At 34.3% G+C, this 12,183-nt stretch carries 9 protein-coding genes and 2 tRNA genes; 5 read left to right on the forward strand and 6 right to left on the reverse strand.

Annotated elements, in window-relative coordinates:
- Positions 1-20: 20 nt before the first annotated feature.
- Both galE and ACODSB_RS09050 read right to left on the reverse strand, forming a co-directional pair.
- Positions 21-1,037 carry a UDP-glucose 4-epimerase GalE gene (gene galE / locus ACODSB_RS09045; protein ID WP_488936798.1) on the reverse strand — a complete coding sequence of 339 codons (1,017 nt, stop codon included), beginning with the start codon at positions 1,035-1,037 and terminating at the stop codon, positions 21-23.
- 35 nt (positions 1,038-1,072) lie between these two features.
- Positions 1,073-2,206, reverse strand: coding sequence for a DegT/DnrJ/EryC1/StrS family aminotransferase (locus ACODSB_RS09050; RefSeq protein ID WP_488936799.1), 1,134 nt, complete (start codon positions 2,204-2,206; stop codon positions 1,073-1,075).
- A 133-nt stretch (positions 2,207-2,339) separates the two neighbouring features.
- Between ACODSB_RS09050 and ACODSB_RS09055 the strand changes: the two genes are divergently transcribed.
- Positions 2,340-3,572 carry a 3-deoxy-D-manno-octulosonic acid transferase gene (locus ACODSB_RS09055; protein WP_488936800.1) on the forward strand — a complete coding sequence of 411 codons (1,233 nt, stop codon included), beginning with the start codon at positions 2,340-2,342 and terminating at the stop codon, positions 3,570-3,572.
- A 344-nt stretch (positions 3,573-3,916) separates the two neighbouring features.
- Positions 3,917-4,141, forward strand: coding sequence for a PG1828 family lipoprotein (locus ACODSB_RS09060; protein ID WP_053471595.1), 225 nt, complete (start codon positions 3,917-3,919; stop codon positions 4,139-4,141).
- A gap of 160 nt (positions 4,142-4,301) precedes the next feature.
- On the opposite strand, the gene ACODSB_RS09065 is transcribed toward ACODSB_RS09060, so the two are convergent.
- The 4 genes from ACODSB_RS09065 to mutS all read right to left on the reverse strand — a co-directional run bounded on the left by ACODSB_RS09065 (position 4,302) and on the right by mutS (position 7,756).
- A complete protein-coding gene (locus ACODSB_RS09065; protein ID WP_488936801.1) occupies positions 4,302-4,682 on the reverse strand; it encodes a DUF1508 domain-containing protein in 381 nt (126 codons plus the stop codon).
- Positions 4,683-4,815: 133 nt separating this feature from the next.
- Positions 4,816-4,901: transfer RNA gene (locus tag ACODSB_RS09070), tRNA-Leu, on the reverse strand.
- A gap of 14 nt (positions 4,902-4,915) precedes the next feature.
- A tRNA-Gly gene (locus ACODSB_RS09075) sits at positions 4,916-4,988 on the reverse strand.
- Between the two features lie 161 nt (positions 4,989-5,149).
- Positions 5,150-7,756: a DNA mismatch repair protein MutS gene (gene mutS, locus ACODSB_RS09080; RefSeq protein WP_488936802.1), complete on the reverse strand. Its 2,607-nt coding sequence runs from the start codon at positions 7,754-7,756 to the stop codon at positions 5,150-5,152.
- Positions 7,757-7,912: 156 nt separating this feature from the next.
- On the opposite strand from mutS, the gene ACODSB_RS09085 reads away from it, so the two are divergent.
- The 3 genes from ACODSB_RS09085 to ACODSB_RS09095 all read left to right on the forward strand — a co-directional run bounded on the left by ACODSB_RS09085 (position 7,913) and on the right by ACODSB_RS09095 (position 12,104).
- Positions 7,913-8,344, forward strand: coding sequence for a DUF1573 domain-containing protein (locus ACODSB_RS09085; protein WP_053471598.1), 432 nt, complete (start codon positions 7,913-7,915; stop codon positions 8,342-8,344).
- A gap of 74 nt (positions 8,345-8,418) precedes the next feature.
- On the forward strand, positions 8,419-8,955 hold the full coding sequence (locus ACODSB_RS09090; protein ID WP_053471599.1) for an RNA methyltransferase: 537 nt from the start codon (positions 8,419-8,421) through the stop codon (positions 8,953-8,955).
- Positions 8,956-9,068: 113 nt separating this feature from the next.
- Entirely contained in the window at positions 9,069-12,104 is a 3,036-nt protein-coding gene (locus ACODSB_RS09095) for an Ig-like domain-containing protein (protein ID WP_488936803.1), read from the forward strand.
- Positions 12,105-12,183: the final 79 nt, after the last annotated feature.

Genomic DNA, 12,183 nt, shown 5'->3' on the forward strand with positions numbered 1-12,183 from the left:
TATAATTTTAATGTGGAGAATTATTTATTCCTCACTTTTTGTTCCCATTTCCAGGCGCTTGCCATAGCTTCGTCTAAACTTAATTCAGCTTTCCAACCCAAGACATTATTAGCCTTATCTGTGTTTGCATATGCTTCTGTAATATCACCTTCGCGACGTGGCTTAATTACGTATGGCAATTTTTTATCGCTTACTTTTTCAAAACTATGAATTACTTCCAAAACTGAACTTCCTTTTCCGGTTCCTAAATTAAACGTTTCCACTTTTTGCAAATTCTTTTTATTCAATAAACGCTGTAATGCAATTACGTGCGCTTTTGCTAAATCGACAACGTGAATATAATCGCGAACCGCAGTTCCGTCTGGTGTTGGATAATCATTTCCGAAAACAGATAATTCCTGACGCAAACCTACTCCTGTCTGTGTAATAAACGGAACTAAATTTTGAGGAACTCCTAATGGTAATTCTCCTATTTCAGTAGAAGAATGCGCACCAACCGGATTAAAATAACGCAATAAAATCGCGCTAATGTTAGTTACTTTTGCTGTATCTGCAATAATTTCTTCTCCAATTTGCTTGGTGTTTCCGTAAGGAGACATTGCTGTTTGAACCGGAGCATCTTCTGTAATTGGCATTTTTTCGGCTTGACCGTAAACCGTACAAGACGAACTAAAAATAAAACTTGCTTCAGGTTTTTGCTGTAATTCCTGCAAAAGATAAACTAAACTGCTAATGTTGTTTTCGTAATACAACAAAGGCTGCTCAACACTTTCACCAACTGCTTTTGAAGCAGCAAAATGAATTACCCCAGTAACATCATTATGTTTTTTAAAGAAATTCCGAACGGCACTTTTTTCTCTTAAATCAATTTTTTCGAATAAAGGCGTTTTTCCCGTAATGGCTGTAATTCCTTTTAAAACATCTTCTGAAGAATTTGAAAGGTTATCAATTATCACAACTTCAAAGCCTTCATTTTGCAATTCGACTACCGTGTGAGAACCTATAAATCCTAATCCTCCTGTTACTAATACTTTCATTATTTGGTTGTTTATGTGGTTATTTTGGCTGTTAATTATTTATTCAAAAATTCTAAAACAGAATCTGTAATAAATTTGATTTGTTCGTCGTCAAGTTCTGTATGCATTGGTAAAGCAATTACTTCCTGTACTAATTGATTCGTAATTGGGAATTGCTCTTCTTTATAACGAGGATCTAAATATGCTTTTTGAGAGTGTAATGGAATTGGGTAATAAATTGCACATGGAATTCCTTTATCTAACAAATGCTGCATTAAAGCATTTCTATCGGCATCTAAGATTCTTAAAACATATTGGTGAAAAACGTGATCGTTTTCATTTGCATCAAATTCTGGAGTAACAATATGTTTATTTCCAGCGAAAGCTGCATTGTATTTTGTTGCCGCTAAACGACGCGCTTTATTATATTCATCTAACAAAGGAAGCTTTGCATTTAAAACTCCTGCCTGAATACTGTCTAAACGTGAATTTACACCTACAACATCGTGGTGGTAACGCTCATACATTCCATGATTTACAATTCCGCGGATAACGTGAGCCAATTTATCATCATTTGTAAAAATTGCTCCACCGTCTCCGTAGCAGCCTAAGTTTTTAGAAGGGAAAAATGAAGTTGCTGCAACGTGACCAATAACACCAACTTTACTTTTTGTTCCAGATTTTGAAATATAATCAGCTCCAATTGCTTGTGCGTTATCTTCGATTACATATAAATTATGTTCAGCTGCAATTTCCATAATGGCGTCCATATTAGCAGCGCGTCCAAATAAATGTACCGGAACAATTGCTTTAGTTTTTGGCGTAATTGCTTTTTTTACTGCATCAATATCGATGTTCATATTATGCAAATCAACATCAACTAAAACCGGGGTTAATTGTAACAATGCAATAACCTCAACTGTTGCTGCAAAAGTAAAATCGGCAGTAATAACTTCGTCACCTGGTTTTAAATCCAGACCCATCATTGCAATTTGCAAAGCATCGGTTCCATTTGCACAAGGAATCACGTGTTTTGCTCCTAAATAGTCTTCAAGATTTTTTTGAAACTGATGAACCAAAGGTCCGTTAATATAAGTATTTGTATCTAAAACCTCTTGAATTGAAGCGTCTACAGTTGTTTTTATTTTTTCATATTGACTTTTTAAGTCAACCATTTGTATTTTTTTCATTTTCGATATTTTATTTAAAAAAGCCTTTCTATTAAACCAGAATGTCAGAAAGAAGGAACAAAAATAGTTATTAATACCTTCAAACCAATGAAAATAAACGAAAGAAATGTAATTTAGCCGCAAAAATTACTACATGCTTTTTTTATACAATTTAGCTGTTTCTTTAGCAGCGTTTTTTCTTAAAATAGTCGCACTTTTTAGTCCGAAAATTAAGCTTTTTGTTGAAGGCCGGAAAAATGTATTCTCCATTTTAGAAGAAAAAATAAAGCCCGAAGACAAGACAATTTGGTTTCACGCTGCTTCGCTTGGCGAATACGAGCAAGGACTTCCTGTAATTGAAAAAATCAAAGAAAAATATCCTACGCATAAAATTATTGTAACTTTTTTTTCCCCTTCGGGATACGAAGTGCGTAAAAACAACACGGTTGCAGATGTCACCATTTATCTGCCTTTGGACACCAAAAGCAACGCTAAAAGATTTTTAAAATTAGTTCATCCTGAATTTGCTTTTTTCATCAAATATGAATTTTGGTTAAATTATTTAAAGGAATTAGAAAAAAGCAAAACGCCAACTTATTTGATTTCCGGAATTTTCAGAGACAGCCAGATGTTTTTTAAATGGTATGGCGGTTTTTACAGAAAAGCATTAAAAGCCTTCACTTATTTCTTTGTGCAGAATGAAAGTTCAAAACAAAAAATTGAAGCTATTGGTTTTAAAAATGTAATTGTTTCCGGCGATACGCGTTTTGATCGAGTTGCTGCGATTTTAGAAAGAGACAATACGCTTGATTACATCGAAAATTTCAAAAATAACCAGCAAACCATAGTTATTGGAAGTTCATGGCCAAAAGATGAAGTTTTAATTGCTGAATACATCAATCAGGCGCCGGAAAATGTAAAATTTATTATTGCACCGCATAATATAAAAGCAGATCAAATTTCAAATCTTAAATCGCAAATTACAAAATCGACAGTTTTATTTTCTGAAAAAGACAATAAAGATTTATCCAATTATAATGTATTTATAATTGACACCATCGGGATTTTAACCAAAATATATAGCTACGGAACGATCGCTTACGTTGGCGGCGGATTTGGGAACCCTGGAATTCATAATATTCTGGAACCGGCAACATTTGGAATTCCAATTGTAATTGGCCCTAATTATTCTAATTTTGCCGAAGCTGTTTCTTTAGTTGAGCTTGGCGGATGTATGCCAATTTCTAATATCTCTGAACTAAAAGAAATTTTAGACCGTCTTCTGACTGACCAAACATTTCTTAAAGAAAAAAGTCAAATTTGCGAATCTTTTATTCAGAATAACAAGGGAGCCACAAATGCAATTATGAGAGTTGTTTCGAAGTAAGTCACGATTCAAATTAAATTTTGGGAGCGATTATTTCAGAGAAACGAATTAAAAGCTGGTAATTTTCATTGTGTACACGAAAGCAATATTCCTTAAAAAGCAAGATAAAGTGCAATTAAGAGAAATGAAATAGCCAATTCGACCGTAGAATTTTCAACAAAAAATTATTTATACAAAATATTAAATAATTTAAGATAATTTTATATTTTTGGCATATTCTTTGATAAATAAGATAAACGTGAGCTAGGAAAATATTTTAAAAAAAAAGTGAAAAAATATTTTACATATTAAAAAATTTATATCTTTGCCACGAATTAATAATTAACCTTTTATAATAAAGTAAGATGAAAAAAGTATTTTTAAGTTTAGCTGTTGTTGCTGTTTTAACTGTTGTATCTTGTAAAAAAGCTGACGCTGCAGCTACTGAAACTGTAGATTCTACTGCTGTTGCTGTTGATTCTGCTGCTGCTGTAGTTGATTCTGCTGCTGCAACTGTTGACTCAGCTGCTACTAAAGTTGATTCTGCTGCTGCTAAAGTAGAAGAAGCTGCTAAAGAAGTAAAAAAATAATTAGAACCTAAATTCTAAAGATTTTAAAACCATCCTTGTGATGGTTTTTTTTTGCTCAAAAATTAACAAAGCAAAATTCCAATATTTTAAAATTCCAAATTCCAATATGCATAATTTATTGTTGGGATTTGGAATTTTAAAATATTGGAATTTCTTTTATTTAATCTTCTACCTCCTCTTCAACAGAAACCTCTTCATCTCCAAAAATCGATTCACTCGACGAGAAATCCAAAATCTCTGCTTTTGAAGCATAAGTCACAATTTCTTTTATTCCTTTTTGCAAAAGCAATTCTGTAGTATATTTTCGGCTTGTTGCAAAGTGAACACCATCTAGCATCAATTTAAAAAAATACTTTCCTCCAGAGCCTTTAAATTTTAAAAATTTAGAAAGTTCAATTGTTCTTTTAAATCTTTCAATATCTTCTTCACATTCAAACCTCAATTCATAACTCAAACTTGTAAAAATCACTTTCCCTTTTCTGGAAGTAAACACAAACTTATATTCATCATTAAATCGCTTGCTAATTACAAAAGCACCCATATTTTGATTGTTGATTTTAGATTTTGGATTTTAGATTACTGATTTAGATTCTCCGAACCTTCGAATTTCAGCACGTTAGCACTTTAAAGAATTTACACAATAAAAAAAGCCTCTTCAAAAGAAGAGGCTTTAGTACTCAGAGCGGGACTTGAACCCGCACGAACATTGCTGTTCACTGGATTTTAAGTCCAGCGTGTCTACCAATTTCACCATCCGAGCATTATATGGTTTTGAGCGAAAAACGGGGCTCGAACCCGCGACCTCGACCTTGGCAAGGTCGCGCTCTACCAACTGAGCTATTTTCGCGTTTCAAATTCTAGTAAGAACTACAATACTTGACTTGTTTCGTATTGCGAGTGCAAATTTAGGACATTTATTCAATTACACAAGCCTTTTTTCAAAAAAATATTTACTTATTTTATAACTTTCTGATAACCTAAACTTTAAACTTGAAAAATTTTTTCGATTTATTTCTTAACCAGCATTCTTTTTATTTCATTCAGCTTCATCAAGGCTTCAACGGGTGTGATCGCATTAATATCGAGGCTTAAGATCTCTTCTTTGATTTCTTCCAGCAAAGGATCATCAAGATTAAAGAAACTCATCTGCATTTCATCATTAGCTGTTTTTACCCCGTTTAATGCATCGCTCGAATGATTTTTTTCTAATTTCTTTAAAAGTTTCTGTGCTTTCAAAATCACAATCTGCGGCATTCCGGCCATTTTTGCCACGTGAATTCCAAAACTATGCTCACTTCCGCCTTTTACAAGCTTTCTAACAAAAAGAACGGTATCTTTTAATTCTTTTACCGCAACATTATAATTTTGAATTCTGGAAAGCGATTCCGTCATTTCATTCAATTCATGATAATGCGTCGCAAACAACGTTTTTGGTTTTGAAGGATGTTCGTGCAAAAACTCGGCAATAGCCCACGCAATCGAAATTCCGTCATACGTACTCGTTCCTCTTCCAATTTCATCCAGAAGCACTAAACTGCGATCTGAAATATTATTCAAAATCGAAGCCGTTTCATTCATCTCAACCATAAAAGTCGATTCTCCCATCGAAATATTATCAGAAGCTCCTACCCTTGTAAAGATTTTATCTACAACTCCCATTCTTACGCTGTCAGCCGGGACAAAACTTCCCATTTGTGCCAAAAGCACAATCAAAGCCGTTTGTCTCAAAATAGCCGACTTACCCGACATGTTAGGCCCGGTAATCATTATAATTTGCTGCGTTTCTCTATCCAGAAAAACATCGTTTGCTATATATGGAGTTCCAACCGGCAATTGTTTTTCAATTACAGGGTGTCTTCCGTTTTTAATGTCTAATTCAAAAGTTTCATCAATTTCAGGACACACATATTGATTCTCAACTGCCATTTGCGTAAACGAACATAAACAGTCTAATTGTGCTACCAAATAAGCATTCATTTGAACGGGTTTGATATAAGTCGCAATCCATGCAACCAACTGCTCAAAAAGCTCTGATTCAATTTTATGGATTTTTTCCTCGGCACCTAAAATTTTGGTTTCGTATTCTTTTAATTCTTCGGTAATATAACGTTCTGCATTTACTAAAGTCTGTTTACGAATCCATTCTTCCGGAACTTTATCTTTATGTGTGTTTCGAACTTCAATATAATATCCGAAAACATTGTTGAATGATATTTTTAAAGATGAAATTCCCGTACGTTCTGATTCTCTTCTTTCTATTCCTTCCAGGAATTCTTTTCCAGATGTCGAAATAGCCCTCAACTCATCTAATTCCTCATTAATTCCTGCCGCAATTGCATTTCCTTTTGAAATAGCAACCGGCGCATCCTGATTTAAGGTAGTTTTGATTTTCTCACGCAGTAAATCACACGAATGCAAACTGTCTCCAATAACTTTTACAGCTTCCTGCGGACTTTCGAGCGCTAAGGTTTTTATTGGAATAATAGCATCCAGCGATTCTTTCAAATAAACAATTTCGCGAGGAGAAACTTTTCCTGCCGCAATTTTAGAAATCAAACGCTCTAAATCTGAAATTTGTTTAATTTGATATTGAATATTTTGTAAAACATCCTGATTTGATTTCAAATACGCAACCACATCATGACGTCCTTTTATTTTATTACCGTCTTTTAGCGGAAGTGCCAGCCAGCGTTTTAACAAACGTCCGCCCATTGGCGAAAGCGTTTTATCGATTACATCTAAAAGTGTTACAGCATTTGGATTATAACTGTGATACAATTCTAAATTTCTAATCGTAAAACGATCCATCCATACATAAGCATCTTCGGCAATTCGCTGAATCGCTGTAATATGCTGCACTCTGTTATGCTGCGTTTCTGATAAATAATAAAGGATTGCTCCGGCAGAAATAATTCCTTCTTTTAATTCTTCTACACCAAAACCTTTTAATGAATTGGTTTGAAAGTGTTTCGTCAGCGTTTCTAAAGCGTAATCTTCTTTGTAAATCCAGTCTTCCAGATAAAAGCTATGAAAATCTTCTCCAAAAGCTGTTTTAAAATCACTTTTGCAATTCTTAGGAACAAGAACTTCACTTGGATTAAAATTCTGCAGTAATTTATCTATGTATTCGGCATTTCCCTGAGCGGTAAGAAATTCTCCTGTCGAAACATCTAAAAATGAAATTCCGATATTTTTGTTAGCAAAATAAACAGATGCTAAAAAGTTGTTTGTTTTTGATTGTAAAACTTCATCGTTTAAAGAAACTCCCGGAGTTACCAATTCTGTAACACCTCGCTTTACAATCGTTTTTGTCATTTTAGGATCTTCAAGCTGATCGCAGATTGCAACACGAAGTCCGGCTTTCACCAATTTTGGCAAATATGTATTGATTGAATGGTGTGGAAAGCCTGCCAGAGCTGTCTCAGTATCAGACCCTGCACCTCTTTTTGTTAAAGTAATCCCAAGAATCTTAGAAGCTCTGATGGCATCTTCTCCAAAAGTTTCATAAAAATCCCCTACTCTGAAAAGCAGACAGGCATCAGGATATTTTCTCTTGATCTCGTTATACTGTTTCATTAAAGGTGTTTCCTTCACCACTTTCTCTTTAGCTGCCAAAATTGATATGTTTTTAAATGAAAATTAAGACAGCGAATTTATAATTTTTTGGTGGCATAACAGTCACTTCAAAAATTAAAATATTTTAAGATTTTTTTATGTTCAGATATAAGAATTTTATATAGCTTTGTTCATCATTAAAAAAGACCCTTAAAAATGAAAAAAATAATTTTATTCGCTATGTTAGCTGTAGCTGGTATTACGGCTACTAACGCACAAACAACTAAAAAAGCTAAAGCTGCTAAAGTTGCTAAAGTTGAAGGAGCAGGAATGCTTTTTGAAACAGAAACTATCGATTACGGAACTATCGCTCACAATGCTGACGGTAAACGTGAATTCGTTTTTGTTAACAACGGAACAAAACCGTTAATTATTACTAACACTCAAGGTTCTTGTGGTTGTACAGTTCCTACAACACCAAAAGAGCCAATCGCTCCAGGTGCTAAAGGTATTATTGGTGTAAAATATGCTACTGACAGAGTTGGTGCTTTTACAAAAACTGTAACTGTTACTTCAAATGCTGAAGGACAACCAACAAAAGTACTTACAATTAAAGGTACAGTTTTACCAGATCCAGTAAAAAGCTAATCTGAGAAACAACAAAATAATTGAAAAAGCTTCCTTATCTTTGGAAGCTTTTTTTATGACCTGAATTTAAACCAATGAGAAAACTCGAAAATAGCGAACTAGACAGAAAATCAATCGAAGATTTTAAAAAATCAGATAAAACTCCTTTAATATTAGTTTTGGATGATATTCGCAGTTTGCACAATATTGGATCTGTTTTTAGAACTGCCGATGCTTTTTTGATCGAAAAAATAATTCTTTGCGGTATTACAGCAACTCCACCCAATAAAGAAATTCATAAAACCGCTCTTGGTGCTACCGAAACTGTTGCGTGGGAACATCACGAAAATGTATTGGAAGTTATCGAAAACCTAAAAAAAGAAAATGTCCTTACTCTTGCTATTGAACAAGTTGAAAGTGCCATTTTTCTTCAGGATTTTAAAGTGGAGAAAAACCAAAAATATGCTTTAGTTTTTGGAAATGAAGTTTATGGTGTATCTCAGGAAGCGGTTGCTATTTGCGATGGCTGTATTGAGATTCCGCAATTAGGAACCAAACATTCCTTAAACATTTCTGTAAGCGCCGGAATTGTGGTTTGGGATTTATTCCAGAAATTAAACTGGCCAAACTAAGAATTAAAGAATATTTTTACCAAAAAAATGTGATTTTTAAATTAGTTTCAGACTTTAAATGTTAGAAATATAAATATATTTTTTTATTATTAAGAAATTGATACTTTTATAAAATGAAAACTATCTATTTCCTTAAACCACAACATTTATTTTTCTTACTGCTTTTCCCTTTAACCGGATTTGCTCAATATACATCTATTCCTGATCCAAATTTTGAACAGGCTTTAATTGATTTAGGCATTGACAGCGGCGTTATTGATAGCCAGGTTCTGACTGCAAATGTTAAAGATGTAACGATATTATTCATTCAAGGTAGAAACATTGCCGATTTAACTGGTATTGAATCTTTTGTAAAACTGGAAAGATTAGCCTTGGGAATAGCGAATGATAATATATATCAAAGAAACGCTCTTACCACTTTAAACCTTACAAACAACATTTTCCTGAAGTCTTTATCGTGCGAGTATAATGAATTATCTACTATAGATCTTTCAAAAAACACGGCATTGGAAGTTTTATCTATAGACAATAATAAATTAAGCAGCCTGGATGTTTCAAAAAACACCTCCTTAAATACTCTTTTTTTTTCCAACAATAACCTAACAAGTATAGATATTACTAAAAATACTTCTTTAACAAGCTTATCTTGCTTCTTTAATAAGTTAACAGCTTTAGATCTTTCAAAAAACATTAATTTAATATCTCTAAGGTGCGATAATAACAATTTATCAAATCTTGACCTTTCTAAAAACGCAGCATTGCAATTTTTAGTCGCAAATAATAATCAAATAACTTCTCTAAATGTTTCCAATAATCCAGATTTAGGATTTTTCGATTGCGGTAAAAATCAAATAACTTCTCTGGATATTTCTAATAATTCCATTTTAGGACACTTAGATTGCAATAATAATCAATTATCTAGTTTAGATTTATCTAAAAATATTAATCTAACTACTCTTTTGTGTAATGATAATCTGTTAACAAATTTGAATTTAAAAAACGGGCAGAACGCAAAAATAAACCATGGAAATTTCAAATCGAATTCAAGTCTAACCTGCATACAAGTTGATAATGAGATTTATTCAAATACAAACTGGACGGCCTACAAAGAAAGTACAGCAAAATATTCAAACGACTGTAGTAAACCTGCAACAACTGCCCCTATTGTTAAAGCAACCGGAGATCAGTTATACTGCCCACAAAATACTATAAAGATTGTAACTGATTTTACTATTACGCACGATCCAGCAGAAACAGCAACTGAAGGTGTTTATATTCAAATTTCGTCTGGTTATTCAAGTGGTTTAGATCAGCTTGCACTTTCAAATCCGGCAGCACACCCTAATGTAATAACAAGCTGGGACGCAACAGCAGGAAAATTAAGCATAACAAGCCCAACAGGTGGCAATGTTTTATATGCTGACTTAGTTGATGCTGTAAAAGATGTGGTTTTCTCAAATTCTTCGGCTACAGCTTCCGGAACAAGAACTTTCTCTATAACAATTGGTAATGCTAATTATTTACCTTCAACAAAGCACTTTTATTTATTTGTCCCGAGTATTGGTATTACCTGGACAAGTGCCAAAGCCGCTGCAGAAGCCAGTACTTATTACGGGCTTACAGGATATTTAGCTACTGTTTTATCTGCAGATGAAGCTCAATTAATAGGTGAACAAGCCTCAGGAACGGGATGGATTGGCGGAAGCGATGCCGAAACCGAAGGCTTATGGAAATGGGTTACCGGTCCTGAAGCCGGAACTATAATGAATTATACTTTTTGGAATTCCGGAGAACCAAATAATTTAGGAGAAGAAGATTATGCACATATTACACAACCGGGAATAGGAATTAGAGGTTCATGGAACGATCTTTCTAATACCGGTTCGTTAACGTCTGGCGACCCATATCAGCCAAAAGGTTATGTGGTGGAATATGGCGGAATGCCGGGAGAATCTCCGCTTGAAATTGCGGCAAGTACAAAAATTACAATTCCGGTTGCAACACCGGGAGCAAATCCAAATCCGGTTTGCGATTCTGGAACTTTTACTTTTACTGCAACAGCAACTGCGGGAGCAACAATTAGCTGGTATGATGCCGCTGTAGGAGGAAATTTATTAGGAACAGGAAACACGTATACTACTCCAACAATAAATACTGCAACAACTTATTATGTAGATGCAGGCTGTGAATCAAACCGAAAATCGGTTATAGCTACAGTAAACATGACCCCAACAACTCCGGTTGCAGGTCAGACTTCTTATTCAAATTGCGGGCCGGGATCTGTAACTATTAGTGCAAGTTCAAACATTGGAACTATTAACTGGTTTACAACTCAAACTGGAGGAACAAGTGTTTTTAACGGAAGCAGTTTTACAACGCCAACAATTTCATCAAATACAACTTATTATGCTGAGGCTTCAAACTCTGGCTGTATCAACCCAACTCGTACGCCTGTAGAAATTCAAATTTATACGCCGCCAGTTGTTCATGATGAAACCTTACCGCTGTGTCAATCTCAAACTATAATACTAGATGCGGGAGTTTCGGGAATGACTTATGCATGGTCAAATGGAGATACAACACAAACAACACCCGTTTCAAAAGGTGGTACTTATACTGTAATTGTAACAAGTCCAGCTCCTGAAAGCTGTTCAAGTACAAAAACAATAATAGTTGAAGAGCGTCCGGTTCCAGAAATAGACCGAATTGATGTAAGCGGAACGAGAGTGGTAATTTATATTAAAAAACAAGCTCCGTATTTTGAGTTTTCTGTAGACGGCGTTAATTTTCAGGATTCAAATGTTTTTTACGATGTTCCTGGCGGACTGCAAACGGCGTATGTTCGTGAGAAAAGCGGCTGCGGCGGAGATACGCAAAATTTTGTTGTTCTTGTTTTTCCAGCATTTTTTACTCCAAATAACGATACTCACAATGATTTATGGGAAGTAACCGGAATGGAAAATTATCCACAGGCAGAAGTCACTATTTTTGACCGTTATGGCAAACTCATCGCGCAGTTAAACGCTTCTAATATGACTTGGGACGGAACTTTTGAGAGAACACCGCTTCCGGCTTCGGACTATTGGTATGCTTTAAAAATAGACAATACAAAACCTATTTTACGAGGACACTTTTCATTACTAAGATAATTTTGAATTAGAGAATGTGTCAATTAGAAAATGAGATAATTAAAAATATCTTCAATAAATTATCTAATTGACACATTCT

The sequence above is a fragment of the Flavobacterium sp. FG68 genome (assembly GCF_057808895.1).

Bases quoted from the DNA above. Each gene is read 5' to 3' on its own strand.
- ACODSB_RS09095 (WP_488936803.1), top strand. From the start codon at position 9,069: ATGAAAACTATCTATTTCCTTAAACCACAACATTTATTTTTCTTACTG.
- ACODSB_RS09050 (WP_488936799.1), bottom strand. From the start codon at position 2,206: ATGAAAAAAATACAAATGGTTGACTTAAAAAGTCAATATGAAAAAATA.
- ACODSB_RS09060 (WP_053471595.1), top strand. From the start codon at position 3,917: ATGAAAAAAGTATTTTTAAGTTTAGCTGTTGTTGCTGTTTTAACTGTT.
- ACODSB_RS09085 (WP_053471598.1), top strand. From the start codon at position 7,913: ATGAAAAAAATAATTTTATTCGCTATGTTAGCTGTAGCTGGTATTACG.
- ACODSB_RS09090 (WP_053471599.1), top strand. From the start codon at position 8,419: ATGAGAAAACTCGAAAATAGCGAACTAGACAGAAAATCAATCGAAGAT.
- galE (WP_488936798.1), bottom strand. From the start codon at position 1,037: ATGAAAGTATTAGTAACAGGAGGATTAGGATTTATAGGTTCTCACACG.
- ACODSB_RS09055 (WP_488936800.1), top strand. From the start codon at position 2,340: ATGCTTTTTTTATACAATTTAGCTGTTTCTTTAGCAGCGTTTTTTCTT.
- ACODSB_RS09065 (WP_488936801.1), bottom strand. From the start codon at position 4,682: ATGGGTGCTTTTGTAATTAGCAAGCGATTTAATGATGAATATAAGTTT.